18 protein-coding genes are annotated in these 22849 nt (G+C 60.4%); 12 read left to right on the forward strand and 6 right to left on the reverse strand.

The features are described 5' to 3' along the window. Positions 1–118: 118 nt before the first annotated feature. Entirely contained in the window at positions 119–940 is an 822-nt protein-coding gene (locus tag BLW69_RS15545; protein WP_062459479.1) for a DUF1206 domain-containing protein, read from the reverse strand. A gap of 1142 nt (positions 941–2082) precedes the next feature. Here BLW69_RS15545 and BLW69_RS15560 point away from each other — a divergent pair. The 3 genes from BLW69_RS15560 (at position 2083) to BLW69_RS15570 (ending at position 5547) form a co-directional block, all read left to right on the forward strand. Further along, the gene (locus BLW69_RS15560; protein WP_092663482.1) at positions 2083–3192 is read left to right on the forward strand and encodes a PAS domain-containing protein; all 1110 of its coding nucleotides are present in this window, start codon (positions 2083–2085) and stop codon (positions 3190–3192) included. A gap of 13 nt (positions 3193–3205) precedes the next feature. Beyond that, the gene (locus tag BLW69_RS15565; RefSeq protein WP_062459470.1) at positions 3206–3613 is read left to right on the forward strand and encodes a response regulator; all 408 of its coding nucleotides are present in this window, start codon (positions 3206–3208) and stop codon (positions 3611–3613) included. A gap of 137 nt (positions 3614–3750) precedes the next feature. Further along, positions 3751–5547: a PAS domain-containing sensor histidine kinase gene (locus BLW69_RS15570; protein ID WP_092663209.1), complete on the forward strand. Its 1797-nt coding sequence runs from the start codon at positions 3751–3753 to the stop codon at positions 5545–5547. Between the two features lie 30 nt (positions 5548–5577). On the opposite strand, the gene BLW69_RS15575 is transcribed toward BLW69_RS15570, so the two are convergent. From BLW69_RS15575 to BLW69_RS15590, 4 genes are read right to left on the reverse strand one after another with little or no spacing between them, the layout of a single operon-like run. After that, a complete protein-coding gene (locus BLW69_RS15575) occupies positions 5578–6225 on the reverse strand; it encodes a hypothetical protein (RefSeq protein ID WP_092663211.1) in 648 nt (215 codons plus the stop codon). Positions 6226–6227: 2 nt separating this feature from the next. Then, positions 6228–7364, reverse strand: a complete 1137-nt coding sequence (locus tag BLW69_RS15580; protein ID WP_092663213.1) for a glycosyltransferase — start codon at positions 7362–7364, stop codon at positions 6228–6230. Positions 7365–7376: 12 nt separating this feature from the next. Next, the gene (locus tag BLW69_RS15585; RefSeq protein ID WP_092663215.1) at positions 7377–8243 is read right to left on the reverse strand and encodes a galactosyltransferase-related protein; all 867 of its coding nucleotides are present in this window, start codon (positions 8241–8243) and stop codon (positions 7377–7379) included. Next, complete coding sequence (locus tag BLW69_RS15590; RefSeq protein WP_092663217.1) at positions 8225–10291, reverse strand: HAD-IIB family hydrolase; 2067 nt, start codon at positions 10289–10291, stop codon at positions 8225–8227. Before BLW69_RS15590 ends, BLW69_RS15585 begins: the two co-directional genes overlap by 19 nt. Before the next feature lie 31 nt (positions 10292–10322). Between BLW69_RS15590 and BLW69_RS15595 the strand changes: the two genes are divergently transcribed. The 4 genes from BLW69_RS15595 to BLW69_RS15610 all read left to right on the forward strand — a co-directional run bounded on the left by BLW69_RS15595 (position 10323) and on the right by BLW69_RS15610 (position 14266). After that, positions 10323–11393, forward strand: coding sequence for a glycosyltransferase family 4 protein (locus BLW69_RS15595; protein WP_092663219.1), 1071 nt, complete (start codon positions 10323–10325; stop codon positions 11391–11393). Continuing rightward, positions 11393–12583 carry a glycosyltransferase family 4 protein gene (locus tag BLW69_RS15600; RefSeq protein WP_092663221.1) on the forward strand — a complete coding sequence of 397 codons (1191 nt, stop codon included), beginning with the start codon at positions 11393–11395 and terminating at the stop codon, positions 12581–12583. The genes BLW69_RS15595 and BLW69_RS15600 overlap by 1 nt, the downstream gene beginning before the upstream one ends. After that, a complete protein-coding gene (locus BLW69_RS15605) occupies positions 12580–13176 on the forward strand; it encodes a hypothetical protein (RefSeq protein ID WP_092663223.1) in 597 nt (198 codons plus the stop codon). Before BLW69_RS15600 ends, BLW69_RS15605 begins: the two co-directional genes overlap by 4 nt. 109 nt (positions 13177–13285) lie before the next feature. Beyond that, positions 13286–14266, forward strand: coding sequence for a L,D-transpeptidase family protein (locus BLW69_RS15610; protein WP_092663225.1), 981 nt, complete (start codon positions 13286–13288; stop codon positions 14264–14266). A 4-nt stretch (positions 14267–14270) separates the two neighbouring features. Here BLW69_RS15610 and BLW69_RS15615 read toward each other — a convergent pair whose 3' ends face one another. Then, complete coding sequence (locus BLW69_RS15615) at positions 14271–14930, reverse strand: GntR family transcriptional regulator (protein WP_062460443.1); 660 nt, start codon at positions 14928–14930, stop codon at positions 14271–14273. A 312-nt stretch (positions 14931–15242) separates the two neighbouring features. Here BLW69_RS15615 and BLW69_RS15620 point away from each other — a divergent pair, with 312 nt between their 5' ends. The 5 genes from BLW69_RS15620 to BLW69_RS15640 are packed head-to-tail and all read left to right on the forward strand — an operon-like array spanning position 15243 to position 22812. Next, positions 15243–16010 carry a LamB/YcsF family protein gene (locus BLW69_RS15620; protein WP_162759510.1) on the forward strand — a complete coding sequence of 256 codons (768 nt, stop codon included), beginning with the start codon at positions 15243–15245 and terminating at the stop codon, positions 16008–16010. A 45-nt stretch (positions 16011–16055) separates the two neighbouring features. Next, positions 16056–17654: a 5-oxoprolinase subunit B/C family protein gene (locus BLW69_RS15625; RefSeq protein WP_092663227.1), complete on the forward strand. Its 1599-nt coding sequence runs from the start codon at positions 16056–16058 to the stop codon at positions 17652–17654. After that, on the forward strand, positions 17651–19417 hold the full coding sequence (locus BLW69_RS15630; protein WP_092663229.1) for an acetyl/propionyl/methylcrotonyl-CoA carboxylase subunit alpha: 1767 nt from the start codon (positions 17651–17653) through the stop codon (positions 19415–19417). The genes BLW69_RS15625 and BLW69_RS15630 overlap by 4 nt, the downstream gene beginning before the upstream one ends. Next, positions 19414–21237 (forward strand): ABC transporter ATP-binding protein, encoded by a 1824-nt coding sequence (locus tag BLW69_RS15635; RefSeq protein ID WP_092663231.1) that lies wholly within the window; start codon positions 19414–19416, stop codon positions 21235–21237. Before BLW69_RS15630 ends, BLW69_RS15635 begins: the two co-directional genes overlap by 4 nt. Before the next feature lie 42 nt (positions 21238–21279). Next, complete coding sequence (locus BLW69_RS15640) at positions 21280–22812, forward strand: ABC transporter substrate-binding protein (RefSeq protein WP_092663233.1); 1533 nt, start codon at positions 21280–21282, stop codon at positions 22810–22812. Positions 22813–22849 lie beyond the last annotated feature (37 nt).

Genomic DNA, 22849 nt, shown 5'->3' on the forward strand with positions numbered 1-22849 from the left:
GCCGGATATAGCAAATGAGGGGGTGGGAACGGACCGTTCCCACCCCCTCACGCGTTTATGATGGTCGCGATTTCGATGACCAGCTGAGTTCAGGATCCCAGTCAACGGTCCCGATCGGCTAGTTGAAGGGCCGGCTGACAGTGCGCTTGACGTCTGCCATGGAGGGGCCACGGACTGTCCGGTATCTTGCGGCGACAAGGTTATAGATACCGAACGCTGCGAGCCCGGCTGCGATGACGATGAAGATGGTCGCACCGCCCGGCAGCTCGCTCAACCAGTCCATCGCGTCAGCCATGCCGCCAGCTTGATCAGGATCGACCTTGAAGCCGGCATAGGCAAACAGGATGCCGACAACGGCAAAGACGACACCGCGGGCGACGAGACCGTATACACAGACATAAGTGAGCCAGCTGGCGTTGCTCGGGATGCTGATATACTTCTCGAATTTCCGCGTCAGGCCCTTTATCATGGTAACGACACCTCCTGCGAACAGTCCAATGCCGGCGATGATGGCGAGGTAGGAGCCGAAAGGTTGGGACATGATCCATGTCGCCAGGCCCTTCTCTCCAGAACCACCGCCTCCGCCGCCCGAGAAGACCGAAAGCCCGATTGCGTAGATCCCGAGACCGACATAGGTCACGGCGCTGCCGAGAAGGCTTGCTCGAATGACCATTCCTTTGGCATCGCTGCCATGTCCGTCACTGTCGGCCAGAGCCTGGGCAAGCCGCCAGGCCACAAAACAGAAAAGCCCGATGCCGATTATCCCGACCCACACCTTGCCGAACGGCTGATCCAGCAACGACGATATGGCCGACTTGCTTTCGGGGCGACCGCCGCCGAAGCTCGAAAACAGCGCCAACGCCGCAACCAGAAGAAAAACGACACCTCGCGCGGCATAGCCGAACTTAGCTAGCATCTCAAAACGAAATTCCTGCGGCACGCGCTTCTCCCTGGACGACGTCGGTAAAGGATCGAAACGCTCGGTACGGCATAAGGTTGTCGAAAACTACAGGTGAACCTCAAAGAAGAACCGCATGGCCCTCGTTCACATCCCTGTTTGCCACAAAGCGCACGCTGCAGCGCCAAAGTGCCGGCCAGTCGAACGTGCCTTGTGGCTCGCCGAAAACGAAAAAGCCTGCCGCGGGAGGAGGTGCGGCAGGCTTTTCGAAAAGATCGAACAACGGCTGGGAGGAGGAGTGCCGCTGTTCTGCCAGACGCCCATTGGGAGGAGTGGTCGCCTGGAACACGAAGCTCTGCGGGAGGAGGTGCATTGCTTCGTTGGAAGCCTGGATATTCCATTTATCCGAATGTAGAAAGGCAGCATGTTGCAGTGCAGCTATGCACAATACGCGGCACTACCTCGTTGACGGCCTGAGGATGAGTGCCCATGAGCCGCGTTCTCTCCTAGAATTTTCTGACCGGTGACGGAGCTTTGTCCGATCGGCCTGGCTTTTTCTTTGGAGCCTCAGACGCGAATGCTGCGGGCGGTACCAGTAGCCGTCGCTGTGGCGCCGGTAGCCCTGACGGCGTTCCTTCATACCGCGGTGGCCCTTGAGCATATGCTGTTTGCCCTGTTGCTTCTGGACAAGCTGAACGTCACCCCTGGAAAGCGGCTTCGCCCCCATCATCTGGGCATTGGCAGTGGAGATCCCGGTCAGCACGAGTATGCCGACCAATCCTGTCGCGAGGTATGCAGAGTATTTCAATGTCAGCTCCTTTGATAGCAAGCGAACAACAGCAAAGGCTCCATGCGGTTCCTATCAGGGATCTGACATTTACGTTTATTTACAGTTATTTACACTTACTGAAAATCGCCTGATCAGCAAGCGAGAGGCGCTCAGGAATATCGGCGCGAACCGATCATATGAGATGGTTGTCAGCCGAGTGCTCGTTTCCGCTGCATCGGTCTTTGGTGTTGTCCCGGTAATATCCCGCACGACGATCAAGATCTGTGCGCTGTTTAGATGCGGCGTCTGAAGCGGCCGCGTGACACAAAGCACCCAAACCGTCGTGTGGCTTTACCGCGCGGAACATTTAGCCAAGAGCACGCGTTGGAAAGCAAATTGTAAATTAGGCATGCTCATGAACGACTCGATCTCGGCGAAAAGGGGGGCACAGGACGCCGGGGACAAGCTTCTTGCAGAGCATTCTTCCAAGGATCCCTTCTCCGCAGCATTCAAAGCAACCCGGATGCCGATGATCATCACGGATCCGCGCCAGTACGACAATCCGATCATCTTTTCCAACAAGGCCTTTAGTGACCTGACCGGATATCCGGCGGACGAACTGGTGGGACGCAACTGCCGGTTTTTGCAAGGACCCGAGACCGACCCATCGGCAGTTCAGAAGATAAGGGAAGCGATCAGGGACCAGAGGTCGATCGCGATCGATATCGTCAACCACCGGAAAGACGGCTCGACATTTTGGAACGCTCTTTTCATCAGCCCTGTGTTCGACGATCAGGGCGATCCGCTCTACTACTTCGCGTCGCAGCTTGATTTCACGGACGACAAGACGTTGGAGATGCAGTCGGCTTCGGCGCGTCGGAGAGCCGAGGCGGAGGTCGCTGCCCGAACAGCAGAACTCACCCAGGCCCTCGATGCAAAGACGACCCTCGTCCACGAGGTCGACCACCGCGTCAAGAACAACCTGCTGACCATCGCTTCGATCGTGAAACTCAAGGCCAGGAAAACACGGGACGAAACGGTCCGGCATACGCTTTTGTCGGTTCTCAACCGTGTCGAGGCCCTCAGCACGGTGCAACGCAAGCTCTTCATGTCGAACGACGTCGGTCGCTTCGATGTCGCCGACTTTGCCCGCGATCACGTTGTCGACCTTGTGGGATCGCTCGGGCGCGACGATATCCGGATCACCATGGATCTGTCACCGGTTCTTGTGCCCGCCGCCAAGGCCTCCCCACTGTCTCTGATCGTCAATGAACTCATTGGCGATGCGGTCCGACGCGGATTGAGCGTGGGCGGTGGAGAGATCCACCTCGTGGTCAATCGTCCAAACGGGCATTTCATCATCGAAGTCCGCGATACGGCCGATCCGGTCGACGTCGACGAAGAGGATAACGAATTCGGACGGCTGATGCTGGAGACGTGCTGCCGTCAGGTCGAGGCCGAGATCGAACGTGAGGTAGAGGGTCGGCGAACCACTGTCCGCATCATCTTGCCGCTAGATAGCTGATATGGAGCATAGCTTGAAAATCATGATCGTTGAAGACGAGGCCCTTCTGGCGCTTGAGCTCGAAGAAGAAGTCGAGGCGGCGGGCCATTCTGTAATCGGTCAGGCCATGAACCGGAAAAAGGCGCTGGCCATTCTGGAAGGCCAGATACCGGAATTTGCCTTTGTCGATGTGCATCTGACCGATGGCCCGACCGGACTCGAGGTCGGGCGGCACCTTGCCGACCGGGGGATCCCGTACGTATTCATCACCGGAAACCTGAAGCGCATTCCGGAAGATTTCGTGGGTGCAATCGGTGTAATCGAAAAGCCGTATACGATGAACGGCTTGAAGAATGCTCTCGAATACATCGCGCGACTTCTGCGCGGCGACATCGGGTTGAGCGTTCCACCCAGCATTATCGTCGCGCCGCCTGCACCGTGACTGAGACTGATTGAACTACCGGGAACTCCCCGCAACATTCACCCACTGCCGTCTCGCGGCTACCTTGCACTCGCAGTTCAGAAACGGCCGACAATGACTTCGACACGGATATCCATACGCTTGCGATCGGATACACAATGAACACGGTATCCCAGCGACCGCACGAAGTCGCATTGGCAAACACGATGGACGTTGCTCTCATGGCGGAAATCCTGTCCGCGAGCGACGACTGTATCAAGGTTATCGACCTCGCCGGCAACATTACGTTCATGAGCGCTGGCGGCATGCGCGTCATGGAAATCGACGATTTCGAAACCATCCGCAACTGTCCTTGGCCTGATTTCTGGAAAGACGACGGGAACGCGGCAGCGCGCGAAGCGCTTGAGGCTGCGCGCTCCGGACGGAGCTGTAGCTTTGTCGGGACGGCGGAAACGGCCAAAGGAAACTCGCGTTGGTGGGAAGTGAAAGTTTCCCCAATCCTTGGAGGAGACGGCAAGCCCGATCGGATCCTGTCCATCTCCCGCGACATCACAGGAACGAAAAAGGCGGAACAGGCAGCTATTCGCTCCGAGCGCCGGATGAAGGAAACTCTCGAGGCTGGAAGCCTCGGGTATTGGGAGCTCGACCTCGCGACGATGGCACTCCAGACCTCTGACGTGTGCCGGGAAAACTTCGGTCGTCACAGGGACCAGTCCCTCAGCTATGACGATCTGCAGAGCGCTATCCATCCCGACGACTTGCCCCGCATGCAAGCCGCGGTGGAGGAAACCCTGGCAGGAAGCTCGGACTACGATGTCCAGTACCGCGTCATCCGTCCCGACGGTGTTGTGGCCTGGGTGCTCGCGCGTGGCCAGCTCGTCCACGATGACCGGGGGCAGGCCGTCGCGATGTGCGGCGTATCGCTCGATATCACCGAGCTCAAATCCATGCAGGACAAGCTTTCACGAAGCGAAGAGCGCCTGCAGCTTGCTCTCGGCGCATCGACAATGGTCGGCATCTGGGATTGGGATCTGAAGACGAACCTGATCTATGCCGACCCCAACTTCGCCGAAATCTATACGGTAGAACCGGGTCGCGCAGCCGCCGGCGCGCCGCTTGAGGAATACACCCGGAATTTCCATCCCGACGACATGCCAGCGTTCGAAGCGGAACTGGGGCGGTTGTTCGAGGGACAGTCGACCTTCGATAACGAATACCGCATCATCCAGCCAGGTGGCGGTGTTCGCTGGGTCCACGCAAAGGGCCGTCTTATCCGCGACTCTTCCGGCGAGCCCGTGCGTTTTTCGGGTGCATCTGTCGAAATCACCGAGCGTAAGCAGGCCGAAGAAACGCAAAAGCTGCTGATGCACGAACTCGCGCACCGGGTCAAAAACACGCTTGCCGTGGTGCAGGCCATCACCACCCAGTCTTTGCGCAATGCCCAGACGGTGGACGATGCGCGCGACAAGATCCAGTCGCGCCTCTCCGCTCTTTCCAAAGCGCATGACATGCTGACGCAAGAGGATTGGCGCGGAGCCGAATTGCGCGATGTGGTGGCCAACACTGTCTGCAATATCGGGATGCAGGACAGCGACCGCATCAAGGTTCGTGGGACGACCGTCATGCTCGGACCCCAGGCTGCCATGTCCTTCGGCCTGGTACTTCACGAGCTGATGACCAACGCCGTCAAATACGGTGCGCTTTCCAACGAGGTTGGCCATATCGATATCGAGTGGTCTGTCGTGCCACAGGGTGGCGAGAAAAGGCTTCAGTTTAGTTGGATCGAAGTGGACGGACCCATCGTCGCCGTTCCAGAGCATAAGGGTTTCGGATCAAAACTGATCAAGTCGAGCCTGGGCTCGATGGGATCTGTTGATGTCGCATATAATCCCACAGGACTTGTGCTGAAGATGGATGCGTCAATGGCTCAAATCGGGGCGGTGCTCACAGTCTGAGGTGGCAGCAGCTAGCACTTCCCGACAGTGCTAGCTGTTCAGCCATGCGTCCTTGACGTCGGCCGTCGCGTTGTCGGGCTTGGAATCCCCAATGAAGATCAGTACCGGTCCGCTGTTCTTGCGAACCGGATCGTAGAAATCGAGTAGATCAGGATACTCGTTTTGGATGAAGCCCGGGAACGGTTGCTGGTCGCGTAGGAAATGGTCGACCACGACCTGGTCGCCGTGCACGGAGTTGGGAACGGTTCCGCAACTGCCCGGCGCAATCCAGTGATCCGGATCGCGTTTGAACCGCTCGTACAGAAACGAGAAATCGTCTTTGTTCCAGCGCATCAACGCGGTCGACGCTCGAGACTTCAGGAAATGATCCTCCATCACAACGGCATCGCCTTTTGATGCAAGCTCGCTGGCCGAGGACATGAAGATCGTGTCCAGGTCGCAGAGTATGTTGACATCGTCGGAGAGCTCGGGACGGAAAGCCTCGAATTTCGACCACCACTTCGGCCAGTCGTGGCGAAATTTGACGGTCTCGACACCGTCCATTGCCTCATCGAAATCCGTGATACAGACGATGCGATCAAGGCCCGCAATATGCCGCCTCGCCCCGCGGGCAAGGCGTTCCACCCAGATCGGCTCGTAGCGCCCCCCGGAGCGCAGGACGGTCGTCAACGTGACCATGATCAGACGACCTTGAGCATCGGGCTTGCAATACGCCGCGCATCACCCATCCAGAGCTGGTCGCAGAGCTCTTCCAGCCAGTTTGCGGCCCTGGCCGCAGCGGCCGGCTCGTGCAGAGTTGCAAGTGCTTCCGTGTCGAGCTCTTCGGCACGCTGCAGAAGCCCCCGCCATCCCTCGTAATCTCCCGGCCAGTATGGAGCGGAAACCGCTGCGCCAAGTCGGACGAGCTCGGATGCCTTGCGATGCTGTTCGGAAAAATACCGCCATTCGGGCATCACCACGAATTTCCGGGCCGCACGCGCAATCTCATGAACCGTGTTGTCGCCAGCGGAGGCCACAACGATATCGGCCGCTGCGATATGGTCCGTGACGTTGTCGACCCAGCCGAGTTCCTTCAAATTGGGGAAATCCGTCTCATGGCCTTCCCGCAGAACAGGACCGGCGACGAGCCACAGCGCATCCGGGACGGCCCGTGCGGCAATCGTCAGCGGCGCATAGGGCGTGCCGCTGCCGCCGCCACCTGTCATGACCAGCACGATCTTCTGATCAGAGGGCAGCCCAAGTCTCTGGCGTGCCTCTGCACGGGACAGAACCTGATCGCGGGTGGTGCAAAGACCACCCGTATAGAACGTCTTGTCGCGAAGATGGCGCGGATAGTCCTGCTGCTCCATACGCTCGTCGAACGGCGCCAGAATGCCGACCATCGCTTCGTAGGATCCGATATGACCGACGTCGTTGCGGTCGCCGTGGAGGCGCATCTGAACCGTTGGGGTGGAGCAGATCCGACCCAACATTCCGATCTCCGACGACACGTCCACGACAAACAGACCAATATCGCGGTCGTCGAGATGCTCGACGATGGTGCGCATCGTTTTCCGCATCGACGGCAGGCCCAAGGGAACGCAGTGCATGACCGATGGTGTAGGCTCATCGAACAGCCGCGCGGTCGGGACCGTTTCGCCGATCATGTTCGGCAGCGCGACGACCTCGACGCTTGAGCTTACGGACTCGAAATAGTCCGGCCCGGCCGTCAGAACAGAGACCTGCCTGTCCTGGCTGAAATGCTCGGCAATGGCCATAATACGGTTGGCATGTCCGCGGCCCTGATGATGGGCGAAAAACGCGATTGGCTTTTTCATACTCGATAATTCCTATGAATACAGAACGGTACCGGGCTGTCGCGCGGCCTCAATTTCAGTCGGGTCCGGAAAGCGCAGGACGTCCAGCGCATCGCCATCCTCCTCCCATCGGATCAGCCCCGCCTCGCGGAACTGGCCAAGCCAGTAGCCCATGCACCAGCGGCCATGCTTTTCCTGAAAGAGGCGGGCATTGCGAAGGATCGGGTCGAAGTTGTGCAGAGGCGGTATGAGGACCGGGTGATGCTGGTGGTAGACGCGCGCGCCACCCACCCGGTAGGTCTTCACTCCGGCTTGCTCTGCCGATGCGGCGAAGTCGGTTTCTTCCCCGCCATAACCGACGAAGCGCTCATCCATACCGCCGATCGCTTGCCACGTGCGTTTTCGCAGCGCGAAGGACAGGCCCCAAAGCTGGCCGCCATCCGGTTCCTGCTCGACACGGCCGAATTCAGGAAACCGAGGCTTGGAGACATGCGGTTTGCCGAGCTCGTCGAGCACACCGTAGTCTCCCCGGAAATCGGTCACTTCTGCCGGCAGATACAGAACTTCGCTCAGACAGATACCGTCATGCTCGTTCAAGGCGGCAGAGTAGGATTCAACAACCGTTGGCGACGCGATGCAGTCAACATCGAGAAACATGAGCGTGTCCCCCGACGCCGCGTTTGCCGCCGCGTTCCGCGCCTTAGCAAGCGGCAAGTCCTCTCCCTCGACGAACACGTGCTTGACCGGAAACGGCAGGCTCGGCAGATCCTCGAAAGGCTCTGGCTGCATCCAGGCGATCACGAGTTCCGTCGGAAGGCACGACTGCTCCCCAAGGCTGCGCATCAGGTTGGCGAGATGTCGCTCGCGGCCACGAACCAGGGTCAGGACACTGAGAGACATTCAGCCTCCGCCTGTCTGCGGAAGTGGAGAACACCTTCGATGATGCCTGCCGCATGGGTTTCTGAGGCGATATAGGAATGGCTGAGTGCAGGAAGCGTGGCCAGTCCATCCGAGTAGTTGGCGACGATGATCGACTGCGGGATGGCCTGAAGCATCTCGATATCGTTGCCGGAATCGCCGGCGACGAACACCATGTTTTCAGACAGTCCAGCACCACGACGGACGTAGTCAACGGCCGTACCCTTCGATGCCTTGAGCGGCAGGACGTCGAGGTACCGTCGATGGCTGTGGATCACCGACGCGCGCAAACCTGCCTTTTCCAGCAGTTCCTTGATGCGTGCCACGACGGAGCTCGAGCCGTCACTGAAATAGCTGAGCTTGAAATCGCGCTGTTCGAGTGACGCCTGCGGGGTGAGGAAGCCTGCCTTGCGCAGAACTCTCTCGATGCCGCTTCGGTCCCAGTTCTCGGCGATGCGCTCGGCCCAATGCCGGTCATACTCGTAGGAGACGCCGTTCTCGCTCAGGTGATAGATCTCGGATCCGACCGAGGTGATCATGACTTCCGGCCTCGGCACATCCTCCTGTTCGAGAATGGCCATGGCGCTGTGGAAGGAACGACCGGTCGCGACCCCGAAAGACAATCCACTCTGCTGTCGCCGCCAATTGCCAAAGGCATGAAGATGCGGAACCGATCCCACCAGAGTGTTGTCGATGTCGCTGATCAGTAGCTGCGAGGGCTTTTCCGTCTTGGCTGCGGGCTTGTCGATCAGCTCCGAGAGCAGGCCGTGATACCGTTCGGTATGTCGTGCCCAGTCATAACAGGCGACAGCACGTTCGCCGGCCTTGGAGTAAGTCTGCCACGTTTCCGAGCAGCCCAGGATTTTCAGCGCCGCGGAAGCAAGACCGTCCTCGTCGCGCGGGTCTATCAAGACACCGTTGCCGCAGGTCTCGACGATATCATTGGGGCCGCCGCTGTCTGTCGCGATCAAAGGCAGACCAACGGCCGAGGCTTCCAGGAGCGTCAATCCGAACGGTTCGTTGAGTGCCGGATTGACGAAAATGCCACCGCGATCGCGAGCATAGGCATAATAGGCTGGCACCAAATCCGGTTGATGCATCTTCGGATAGGCGATCTTGCCGTACAGATCGTAGGTATCGACGAGATGAAGGATTTCGCGCAGGTTGTCCGCGAGATCCGGTTCGAGCTCGTCGATTTCGCAGCGGTTGCCGGCGAGGATCACAAGGTTCGCAGCTTCCTGGAGCGCTGGCGATTTTCCGTAGGCCCGTACAAGCCCGATCAAGTTCTTTTTGGTGACCGGGCGCGCGATGGCAAGCAAGACAGGCTTTTCCGGTTCAGCGAGGAAACGAGCGAGCTGGACCTCGACAGTTTCCGATGACTGGGCGCCCTGAAAAGCATCTAGGTCGCTGCCGGGCGGAAGCACGCGGATTTTGCCGGCGTCGTAGTTGTCATATCCTTTGTACTGCAGCTCAGCCTCGTCGCGCGAGGACGCAATGATCAGGGACGCCTCTTCAAGCGCGCATTCTTCCGCCGCAAGACGATGCGTCATGGATGCATCCGATGCGATTTCCGGCATGGCCGAAATTTTCACCCTGCCGAGCGAATGCCCCGTGAAAACGAAAGGGATGCCCAACTCCGTTTTGATCCGCGCAGCGACGACCGCAGCATCCGCGTAATGCGCATGGACAATGTCAGGAAGCCCATGTTCGCGAAGGTGCGCGATCAGCGCGTCGCTGAAGGATGCAACCTCTGCATGCATATCCTCTTTACTGACATAATCGGGGCGGTTGGTACGCAACCGTACAATCGAAATCTGGGGGCTCACGGCCTCGGAAGGCCGCTGATAGTCCTCGCCGTGGCCTTCGAAGGCACGCGTTGCGATCACTATTTTGGAGTCGGTGTCAGAGGCTTCACAGGCGCCGACAAGATCCATCAAGTAGCGGATATGCCCGCCGGTATCGGCCGTTAGCCCATACTCGACATTATTTCCGCGCAGACACCCTTGAAGTGCAACATGAAGAACGAACATACACAACCTTTCTGAGCAACAAGGATACAAAATGCTAGAATGCGCACCGGAACTCCCGAAGCCGATAAGGGTTGCGCAGGTTGCACCAAGTATCTTCCCCGTTCCTCCCCGCGATCATGGCGGAACGGAGCGTGTGATCCACGATCTCTGCGTAGCGATGCAACGCCAGGGTTGTGAGGTTACCCTGTTTGCGGCATCCGACAGCACCACGCCGGTCACCCGGATCGGGTCCCTGCCGAGCTTGCAGTTTCTGGAGAGCGAACACGGCACCGTGCCGCCTTCGATACCGGCAGTGCTCGAAAGCGTGACGTTGGATGAGGTTCGCCAGCGGCTCGCCGAGTTTGACATCCTGCATTTCCACGGCGAGTTCTTTCACGCGACCCTGTTGGGCGATCAGCGCTCGAAATCGCTGACAACGATCCATTGGCGCGTCGACGAGCTTGACCGGAAGCTGTTCTTCAATGCCTTCCCCGACCTGCCGGTCGCGGCCATCTCAGCGTCCCAGCAACGTGGGATCCCAGAAGCCAACCGCGCCGGCGTCGTCCTTCACGGCGTCGACGGAGACCGCTTCGAGCCCTCCTTTGAGCCCGGTTCCTATCTCGCCTTCATCGGGCGCATGACCGACCAGAAGCGGCCGGACAAGGCAATCGACGTTGCGGTCGAGTGCGGTCACCCCATCAAGCTCGCCGGTACGGTTGACGTCGGCAATCCTCTCTATTTCGACACCTATGTCCGGCCGAAGCTTGGCGATGGTGTCGAGTATGTCGGCCCGGTCGGTGATGCGGCCAAGAGCGAGCTGCTCCGCGGTGCGACAGCGCTGCTGTTTCCAATCGACTGGCCGGAACCGTTCGGTTTGGTCATGATCGAGGCCATGGCCTGCGGTACGCCCGTGATTGCATGGAACAAGGGTTCGGTCTCCGAAGTGGTCGAAGACGGTGTCACCGGCTTTATCGTTGAGAACGAAGCGCAGGCAGTCGAAGCGGTCAACAAAGTCGCGAGCCTCGATCGCCGCGGCATCCGCGCCCGGTTCGAGGAGCGCTTTACCGCAGACCGCATGGCGCGGGACTATATCGAGATATACAAGAGGATGCTGAAGTCGTGATGCGGACAGCGCTTCTCGCCTGGGACTACCCGCCGTCTCCAAGCGGACTTTCGACGGCGGCCAGGGAGATCGCTATGGCGCTCTCTGGCGAGGGCTGCGACGTGACTGTCTTTACGCTCGATCGCTCGGGAGCTCAGGACATAGACGGCGTTCGCGTCGTCGGTTGTGATATCCCGGATCAATCCCGTATCGGCCGCCTGCGCAAATGGGCTGCGATCGGTCACGCCGCCGCACCGCTGCGGTTCCGGCAGGCCGTTTTGCGTGATCATGCGGCAAAGCCCTTCGACGTGGTGGAAGCAACCAACTGGTACGCGCCAGCGAGTTTGCTGACGGGTCGGCACGGATTTGCGCTTGTGACGCGCAATTCGACGCCCGCTGCCTGGAGCAGGATGGCTGAGCTGCCGGTTCGCGACAAGCTGGACGCGGCTGCTGCGGACTTGCTGGAAAAGAAGCAGGCGGGGTCGAGCGCCGGGCTGATCTCCAACACGGACGAACACGGTCGACGGATCGTCGACCTCTATAAGATCGATAGCCAAATACCGCATCGGACGATCGGTCTCTCGCTGCCGCCTGAATTGCTGAAGACGGCACAGTCATCGCCCTACCCGGCTGGAGAGGAACCTGTCAGAATCCTGTTCGTCGGACGTGCGGAACAGCGCAAGGGTTTTGCAGAGCTGATGGGCGCGGTAGAGCTTCTGGCCGCCGAAGTCGCTTCCGGAACACTTCCTCCGTTTCACGTCAATCTGCTCGGCGTGCCGTCCGTCGATCTGCCGTCGCAGATGAGCGCTCATGCGCGCGAACGGGTAACCGCCCTGGGCCGCCAACCCGACGAAATGCTGCACGACCTCTATCGGCAGGCTCATATCGTTGCGGCACCGTCGCGATACGAAAGCTTCGGACTGGTTTACCAGGAGGCGATTGCGTTCGGGCGGCCCGTGGTCGCATCGGCTGAAGATCCGAGCGCGCGGGAATTCGTCGGAGCGACCGGAGCCGGGCTACTCGCGGAACGAACGCTTCCCCAGGACATCGCAGCCTCATTGCGATCCCTTATCCAGTCGCCACAGTTGCGCGAACAACTGCATTACCGCGCCGTGCTGGCCGCCGGCCGTTTCGATAGACCCTATCTCGGTCGCGAGACCATGGCGCTCTACCGGCAGGCAATAGCCAAGTCTGGAAAGGCAAAACCGTGAAGGACGAGACAAACATCCGAGACGAAAGCCATATCGCGATCATCGGCAACTCTCCTGACTTCGTCGATGCCGGGCAGATGACGGATCGCTGTGACTGGGTCACCCGCTTTAACAATACCGCGGGGTTCATGGACGTCTCGGGGACGGAGATCTCCGAACTGGTTCTCGTCAGCCGCGGCGGACAGGCGACCGAATGGCTGGCCGACCCGGAGTTCACCAATCGCCCCGCGGTGACGAAAGCCGCACTGATTACCTTGGTTTTTCCGCCGAGTTCGGATCCCGGCGACGAATGCGGCGCCTTGGAGCTCACGTCGTTGCTGGAGGGCATCGGAAAACGCGTGCGCTATATCGAGCAATCCGTTCACGATCAGGCCCGACAGGAGCTGGAGGCACGTGGCGCGGCGCCGGACGCAGCCTTGAGCTCGGGCTTTGTCTATGCGTTCGAAACCCTCCTCGATCGCCCGGAAGATGCACCGCCTGTGATCGTAGCGGGCTTTTCGTTCGAAGGCTGGGACGGTCATGCCTGGGGCGCCGAAAAGCGCTGGTTCGAAGACATGCAGAAGTCGGGACGGCTCGATATTCGCGGGCTGTAAACCCGTCGTCAGGATAACGGCTGGCGCGTTCTCTGGCTGTCTAAGCCGCTTGCCCGACCAGAATTTCTAAATGGACGGAACTTCGGTCGGACTCACGCCTTCTAACGCCATGAAAAACAAAATCCTGCTCGTCTCGCTTCTATCCTCAATCACATTCGGAGCCGCGCAAGCGCAGGAATTGACCGCTGAGGCGGTCAATAACGCGAATATTGCTTCTGTTCCGCCAGAGCCAGTCCAGCAGCAGGAGAAGCCTGCCCCGGATCCCGCGATCATTCACCTTCAGGTTCTCCTCGATCGCGCCGGCGCTTCCCCGGGCGTGATCGACGGCCTGGACGGAAACAATGTTCGCAAGGCTGTCGCTGGTTTCGAAGCTCTGCAGAGCCTTCCAGTCGACGGGAAAGTCGACACCGACGTGGTTACCCGTCTGGCAGACGATCAGCATGTCATCGGTCCATACCAGATCGATCCCGATGATGCTGCAGACATCGTCGCCGAGATTCCGAAGGACTATGCCGAACAGGCGAAGATGGAGCATCTTGGCTTTACCAGCGTCGCTGAAAAGCTCGCCGAGCGGTTCCATATGGACGTGGACCTCGTGCATGCGCTGAACCCATCGGCGAAATTTGAGGCCGGGGAAACCATCTTGGTCGCTAACATTGGCGCGCCCCGGGCCGGCGTCGTCAAACGGATAGAAGCTCGCCGCAAGGAAGGACAGCTGGTCGCTTACGACGATCAGGATGCTATCATCGCGGTTTATCCGGCCACGATCGGGAGCGAGGACAACCCTTCGCCCTCCGGCAAGCATAAGGTCAACGGCGTCGCCCGTAACCCGACCTATGAATACAATCCGAAAATCAACTTCCAGCAGGGACAAAACAAGTCCAAGCTCACACTCCCGAGCGGTGCCAACAATCCGGTCGGAACGGTTTGGATCGATCTGTCTGAGCCGACCTATGGCATTCACGGAACACCAGAGCCGTCGCTGATCGATAAGGCGGGTTCGCACGGTTGTGTGCGTCTCACGAACTGGGATGCCGAGGAACTGGCCAGCATGGTGAAGCCCGGCGTGATGGTCGAATTCGAAGACTAAAGCGTTACTTCGTCACGCGCGCATAGGCGCCCAGAATGAGCCGTTCGGCGCGCAGGAGGTAGGCCTCGAGCATGATGGATGCTTCCTGCGCGCGACCCGCTTCCAGTTCGGTGAGGATCTCGAGGTTCTGGTCGATGAACGGACCATGCAGCAGCTCCGGATCGCGCAGTAGGCCGAAGACGAGCCGCAGTTCCAGCGATATCTGTGCGTAGAAGGCCGAAAGGCGTGAACTGTCCGCGAGTTCGACGACGGCGGAATGGAATGCGATATCGGCAGTACCGACGCTCAACCAGTCCTTCGTCTCCCGCGAGAGTGCCGCAGCCTCGACGGCCGCCCGCATTTTCGCAACGCCCGGATGGCGCGGATGCGCATTGGCAATTGCCGAGCATTCGATGACCCGCCGGACGCGGTAGATATCGATGATTGTCGCCATGCTGGGCGTCGAAACGAAAACGCCCCGATTGGCTTCGTATCGCAGCAGCCCTTCCTTGGTCAGAATGCGGAATACTTCGCGCAACGTGTTGCGTGATACCTGCATCTCGTCGCTGAGCGTCAGTTCGGAAAGATGGCTGCCGGGGGTAAGCCTGCCGGAGATAACCTGATCGCGGATACGACTGGCAACGCTTTCGGCAAGCGTCTGCACCGGCTCGCCCGGACGCGCAATCACTGGACCGTTGCCGTCTGGAACAGAAAGCACGCCTTTATCAGCGCCTTGCAGTTTGCGTTCAGCCAAGCCTTTGCCCCTCGCTCCGGATCTCGTCTCAATTTTCGGTAAAGCGCTTCGAACCCCGTCACAAGCGAAATGAGCCGAACTCGAACCCGCATTGTCCACTAAACCGTGCAAAACGCGGGTGACGCATCATTATTGCGCATTTGCCTAACTGTAGAGCAACATATAAAAATTGTTCAACACTCTGGACAGCATTGTTCGCCTTTGTTAGCGTCTAGTCAACGAGGATGAGGGCGCGCGGACAGTATGCTGACCATCGACATCAACAGTGACTTGGGCGAGAGCTTCGGCGCCTGGAAGATGGGTGACGATTCCGCCATGCTCGACGTGGTGAGCAGCGCCAACGTCGCCTGTGGTTTCCACGCCGGCGATCCGGCAGGGATTCTCAAGACAGTGAAGGCCGCCGCAGAACGTGGCGTGGCGATTGGTGCGCATGTCGGCTATCGCGATCTGGCAGGCTTTGGCCGTCGCAACATGGATCCTTCGAGCGAAGAACTGATTGGCGACGTGATCTATCAGATCGGCGCCTTGCAGGGCTTGGCCAAGGCTGCCGGCACCCGCGTTACCTATGTGAAGCCGCATGGTGCGCTCTACAATACGATTGCCATCGACGCGCGGCAGGCAGCCGACGTCATCGCGGCAATCCGGGCCATCGATCCCTCGCTGGTGTTGATGGCTCTGGCCGGTTCGCAGCTGGTCGAGCAGGCTCGCACGGCCGGCCTGACGGTTGTTGCCGAGGCCTTTGCCGATCGCGCCTATACGCCGGAAGGCAACCTTGTCTCCCGCCGCGAAAAAGGCTCGGTCCTGCATGATCCCGAACTCGTGGCCCAGCGGATGCTGCGCATGGTCCGCGACGGTGTGATCGAGGCCATCGACGGCACGATGACGCAGATCGATGCCCAGTCGATCTGCGTGCATGGCGACAGCCCCGGAGCAGTCGCGATCGCGGAGCGGCTGCGCGCGCTTCTGGAAGAATCCGGCCATGCCGTCCAGCCCTTCGCGCCGGCCGTATAACCCGGCATGCATATCGCTCCCCCGTCCATGCCTCGTGATACATCCATGCGCTTTCTACCCGTGCGCGACGACAGTGTTCTTGTCGAATTGGCCGAGCTCGGTGAGGCGCTGGCGCTGTTCGATGCGCTGGATACCAACCCAGTCGACGGTATCCGCGAGATCATTCCGGCAGCCCGCACGCTGCTGATTGCCTTCGATCCGGGCGTGATCTCCAACGAAGCCCTGACGGATGCGGTCGCTGCACTCGCCGGGGGCGAGCGCAAGGCGGCTTCCGGCCCGCTCGTCGAAATCCCGGTTCGCTACGATGGCGAGGATCTTGGCGAAGTTGCTGGCATCCTCAGCCTGAGCGTCGCGGACGTCATTCGCCTGCACGGCGAAAGTGAGTATGTCGCAGCCTTTACCGGTTTCGCGCCCGGTTTCGCCTATCTCTCCGGCGGCGATCCGCGGCTTAACGTACCCCGACGCAAATCGCCCCGGACACGGGTTCCAGCCGGCGCCGTCGGCCTTGCCGGAGAATTCAGCGGCATCTATCCCAAGACCAGCCCAGGCGGCTGGCAGCTGATCGGCACGACGCCGCTTGCCATGTTCGATATCGATCGCGCACCCGCCTCGCTTCTCCAGCCGGGAAGTCGCGTGCGTTTTCGCGATATGGCGGCCGACAAAGCCTACGAAGTTTCGGCCCCTGCGAAAACTGCGACTGCTCCTGTTGCGGCAAGCTATTCAAACTGCGCAATCGAGGTTCTGGCCGTCGGCCTGCCGGTCCTGTTTCAGGATCTCGGCCGCGCTGGTCAAGCAAACCAGGGCATCAGCGTATCTGGCGCAGTCGATCGCAGCAGTTTCAAGGCCGCCAACCGCCTCGTCGGCAATCCGCTCGGCACGCCGGCGCTGGAGATCTCCCTTGGCGGCTTCCGTTTTCGCATGCGCGGCCGCGGCGTGATGGCGGTGACGGGTGCGCTGGCGCCGATCACGATTGTCACCACCTTTGGCCAAAAGCTGTCGGTAGCCCATGGCGAGGCGATCGCGCTCGATGACGGCGACATCGTTTCTCTCGGACAGCCTCCGGCCGGCATGCGCTCCTATCTGGCGATGCGAGGCGGCTTTGACGTGACGCCGGTTCTCGGCAGCGCGGCGACGGATACCCTGGCGCAGATCGGGCCTGCAGCACTTGGCGCGGGCGCCGTTATCGGAATTCTCCCGCCGGCGCCCGGATCGACTGTTGCTGCGTCAGAACTACCGGCGTTCGACATGCCGGTCGCAGGCGAAACCGTCGTGCTCGACGTGGTCATGGGGCCGCGCACAGACTGGTTCACACAAAGCGCCGTCGAGAACTTCCTTTCCCAGGAATGGTCGGTGACACCGCAATCGAGTCGAGTCGGCATCCGTCTTTCAGGCGAAGCGCTGGAGCGCCAGAACCATGGCGAGTTGCCGAGTGAGGCGACCGTGCGCGGGGCGCTTCAGGTGCCGGCAAGCGGTCAGCCGGTCCTGTTTCTTGCCGATCATCCGCTGACCGGCGGTTATCCGGTCATTGCCAATGTCGCCCGCCATCATCTCGATCTCGCCGGCCAGATCCCTGTCGGAGCAAGGATCCGTTTCAACGCGATCAGCGCCTTCGCTCCCCGGTCCATCCTAGGAAAATACCCATGAAGAAGGTTCTGATAGCTAACCGCGGCGAGATCGCGGTGCGGATCATTCGGGCCTGCAAGGATTACGGCCTGACCTCGGTTGCCGTCTATGCGGACGCCGATGCCGATGCGATGTTCGTGGCTCAGGCAGACGAAGCCTATTCCCTGAACGGTGCCACGGCCCGGGAAACCTACCTCGACATCGAGAAGCTGATCGCGGTCGCAAAGCGCTCCGGCGCCGACGCCGTGCATCCGGGATATGGCTTTCTCTCCGAGCGCGCTGAATTCGCAAAGGCTGTCATCGATGCCGGGCTGATCTGGATCGGCCCTGCCCCTCACGTGATCGAAGCGCTCGGCGACAAGCTCCAGGCCCGCGCGATCGCGCAGAAGGTCGGCGCGCCGCTGGTTGCCGGTAGCGACGGCGCAATCACCTCGCCTGCCGAGGCCTTAGCTTTCGCACGCCAATTCGGCATGCCGATCGCCATCAAGGCGGCGCATGGCGGTGGCGGACGCGGAATGAAGATCGCGCGCGATCTCGATGAGGTCGAAGAACTGTTCTCATCGGCTACGCGCGAAGCGGTCGCGGCCTTCGGTCGTGGTGAGTGCTACGTCGAGCAGTTCCTGGACCGCCCAAGACATATCGAAGCTCAGGTTCTGGCCGACAGCCACGGCAATGTGGTTGTCGTCGGCACTCGCGATTGCTCGCTGCAGCGCCGCAACCAGAAGCTCGTCGAGGAAGCCCCCGCACCGTTCCTCTCGGACGAGCAGCGCGAAAAGATCCACGCGGCCTCGCGCGATATCTGCGCAGAGGCTGGCTATACCGGTGCCGGCACAGTCGAATTCCTGCTCAGCGCCGATGGCGTCATCTCCTTCCTCGAGGTGAATACCCGCCTGCAGGTGGAACATCCGATCACCGAAGAGACTACCGGTCTCGACCTCGTCATCGAACAGTTCCGCATTGCCGAAGGCCTGCCGATCAGCGTGACCACGATGCCGGAGCCGCGTGGCCACGCGATCGAATTCCGCATCAATATGGAAGATCCCGGTCGCGGCTTCCTGCCGTCCGCCGGCGAGATCTCGAATTTCACGGCGCCATCGGGGCCGGGCGTACGTCTCGATAGCGGCGTCACGACGGGTTCGGTCATTCCGCCGATGTTCGACTCGCTGGCTGCAAAGCTCGTCGTCTGGGGTGCGACGCGCGATCAGGCCATTGCCCGTGCCCGCCGCGCGCTCAGCGAATTCACGATCGAAGGCGTGCCGTCCGTCCTGCCGTTCCACCGTGCGGTGCTCGATCATGCGGATTTCTCGAGCACGGACTTCCGCGTTCACACGCGCTGGATCGAAACGGATTTCGCCGAGACGCTCGAAGACGCTGCCCGCCCTGCCCCGGCATCCGCCAGCGGGCTTCTTCGCGGCCATGTCGAGATCGACGGCAAACGTGTCGAGATCGGCATTCCCGATAATTTCCTTCGCCTGCTAGGCCAGATGCCTGCGACGGCATCGAGCGCCGGACCGGACGCTGCCGAGAATGATGCCGGCGCTGTTCGCGCCTCGGTTCCAGGCCTGCTCGTGCAATGGAATGTCGAGGATGGCGCAGCCGTCCGTGAAGGCGAGGTTGTTGCCATGATGGACGTGATGAAGATGGAAACCGCCGTCACCGCACCTGTTAACGGTATCATCAGCCTACTGGCAAAGGCCGGATCCTCCCAGACTGCCGGCGCAGTCATTGCCCGTATCGCCCCGGACGACCCCGGAACCACTAGCAAGACGGAGACGCGGACATGAGCATGACCGAAAACAGCAAGCCGCTCCTGTCGGTCGAACGCCTGAGCGTCGAATTCGGCGAAAGCCGCGTCGTCGACGACCTATCCTTTACCGTCGAGGCCGGCCAGACGGTCGCGGTCGTCGGCGAGTCCGGTTCGGGCAAGTCGGTGACCTCGCTGTCGACCATGCGTCTCGCCGACATGATGGGTGCGAATTATGCGTCCGGTCGTATCATGTTCAACGGCCGCGACCTGTTGCAAGCTAGTCAGAAAGAGATGCGGTCGGTCCGCGGCAAGGAGATCGCCATGATCTTCCAGGAGCCGATGACCTCGCTCAACCCGGTCTTCACCATCGGCGACCAGATCTGCGAAGTGCTTGTCCTGCACGAGAAGATGAGCAAGAGCGCGGCCCTGACTGAGGCCGGCCGGCTGCTCGACATGGTGCGACTGCCCGACTCTGAAGAACTTCTGACCCGCTATCCGCACCAGCTTTCCGGTGGCATGCGGCAGCGTGTGATGATCGCGATGGCGCTTGCCTGCCGCCCGAAGCTGCTGATTGCCGACGAGCCGACGACTGCGCTTGATGTCACCATCCAGGCGCAGATCCTCAACATCATGCGCGATCTGCAGAAGACCCTCGGCATGGGCATGGTGTTCATCACCCATGACATGGGCGTCGTTGCCGAAATGGCAGACCATGTCGTCGTCATGTGGAAGGGTAAGAAAGTCGAGGAAGGCCCGGTTCGCGAGATCTTCGCCAACCCGCAGCACCCCTATACCCAGGCCCTGCTTTCCGCCGTGCCGAAGCTCGGCAGCATGACGGGAGAGGCTTTCCCCAAGCGTCTGCCGCTGACCATTTTGCAGGATGGCAAGCCGACCGTCGTCGGCGAGGAGCGGATCCAGGACACGGTCAAGAATGGCGCAACGCCGCTCCTGTCGGTCAAGGATCTCTACGTCCGCTTCGACATCAAGAAAAACCTGTTCGGCAAGGCCACCCATCGCTTGAGCGCCGTGCAGAAAGTGAGTTTCGACATCAACCCCGGTGAGACGCTGGCACTGGTTGGCGAAAGCGGATCGGGCAAGTCGACGATCGGCCGGACGATCCAGCAGCTTCAGTCTGCCATGTCCGGCGACATCGCCTTCAACGGCCGAACCTTCTCGTCGATGTCGGCTGCCGAACGTTTCCGCCTGCGCCAGGATGTCCAGTACATCTTCCAGGACCCGTTCGCCTCGCTCGATCCGCGCAAGACCGTCGGCTTCTCGATCGCAGAGCCGATCAACACCCACAGCCTGATCTCCGATGCCAAGGCCGTCCGCCGCCGCGTCGACGAACTGCTGGAGCGTGTCGGCCTCACCTCCGATGTCGCAACCCGTTATCCGCACGAGTTTTCCGGCGGCCAGCGGCAGCGCGTCTGTATTGCCCGCGCGCTCGCCTCCGATCCAAAGCTGATCATCGCCGACGAGGCTCTGTCGGCGCTCGACGTGTCGATCCAGGCGCAGATCATCAACCTGTTCATGGACCTGCAGGCCGAACGCGGTCTCGCCTACCTGTTCATCAGCCATGACATGGCCGTCGTCGAGAAGATGAGCCACCGCGTCGCCGTTCTCTTTCTCGGCCAGATCATGGAACTTGGCTCACGGCGCCAGGTTTTCGAGACGCCTGCCCACGACTACACCCGTCGCCTTCTGTCCGCGGTACCGGTCGCCGATCCGACCGTTGCCCGCCAGTCGGCGATGATCGAGGGCGAAATTCCCAATCCGGTGAGGCGCGTCGGTGACGAGCCCGCCATCCTCGTGCACGAGGAAATCAATCCAGGCCACTTCGTCGCGAAGAGCGCCTGAAACCAGCGACACAATCGCAACCATCTGAAGAGGAACAGATCAATGACAACAATCAAACGGGGACTGAAGGCGACCGCAGTGGCGCTTGCGCTCTCGACAGCTTTCGCGTCGGCGCCCGCCTTCGCTGCCGGAAAGCTGACCATTTCGAGCCCACAGGATCCGGGCAGCTGGGATCCGATCGATACGTTTCTCGTGCAGTGGGCAGCCGTTGCCACCAACATCTTCGACGGACTGACCTATCGTGGTCCGGACCTGAAGCTGGTTCCGGGTCTCGCTGAATCCTGGGAAGAACTCGACGAAGGAAAGCGGATTCGCTTCAAGCTGCGCCAGAATGTGAAGTTCCACAACGGCGAGCCCTTCAACGCAGCCGCCGTCAAGTTCACCTTCGAGCGCCTTCTCGGCGAACAGGGTGCCAAGGGACCGCAGCGTTCGAACTACATCTCGATCGAGAGCATCGACGTCATCGACGACTATACGGTCGACCTGAAGCTCAAGGCTGCCGATCCGGTTCTTCTGACCAAGCTCGCCGGTTACGGCGCGATGATCGTTCCGCCGAAATACATCCAGGAAAAGGGTGAGGACAATTTCAACCTCAACCCGATCGGCACGGGCGCGTTCAAGTTCGTGTCCTACCAGCCGAAGGTCGACATCAAGCTCGAAGCCAATGCCGACTATTGGGGCGGCGCGCCGAAACTGTCGGAACTCCAGTTCCGATTTATCGCTGAGCCGGCAACCGCTGTTGCCGAACTGCAGGCTGGCCGCGTCGATCTGGTGATCCCGCCGACCATTCCGATCGGCATGCTGCCGGTCATCGAAGGCGACAACAAGCTGGAAATCGTTTCCGTTCCCGGCCCGACCGTCGACGCGCTGCGCTTCAACACCCGCGACGGCATCACTGCCGACCCAAAAGTGCGCAAGGCGATCATCATGGCTGTCGATCGGGGCACGATCGTCAAGTCGATCCTCGCCGGCCAGGCCTCCGAGATCACCAGCTTCCAGAGCGCGCTTTCCTTCGGCTTCGATCCTGATCTCAAGGCAATCCCTTATGATCCGGCCGGTGCCAAGAAGCTGCTGGCAGAGGCCGGCGTGAAGGCTGGTGCGACGCTGCAGATCGATATCCGCGGCAATGATGCGACGATGAACGAAGTGGCGCAGGTCATTTCGAGCTACCTGTCGATGGTCGGCATCACCGCCACCATCAAGCCTTATGAGACCAACGTGTTGCTGAACGACATCATCCCGCAGGGCAAGACCGGCGCGATGTTCCAGCAGAAGTGGGGCGGCTGGACCTTCGACTACGACAACACCGCCTACTCGATGTACCACTCGGGCGAAAAGTGGAACCCGTACGACAAGGACGAAAAGCTGGACAAGCTGCTGGAATCGCAGCGTCCACTGACCGACCGTGCGGCCCGCGAAAAGATCCTCCGCGAAGTCGGCGCCTATGCGTCGGAACGCGCGCTCGAACTGCCGCTCTACAACAGCAACGCCATCTTCGGCATCAACAAGCGGGTCAAGGGCTTCATCGCGCCCCCGGACAACCGCCTGAAGCTGACCGACGTCACCGTCGAATAGTCATCTGAAAAGCCACCCCGCCCGGGCCAACCCGGGC

The sequence above is a fragment of the Rhizobium sp. NFR12 genome (assembly GCF_900108545.1).
GTDB lineage: Bacteria > Pseudomonadota > Alphaproteobacteria > Rhizobiales > Rhizobiaceae > Neorhizobium > Neorhizobium soli.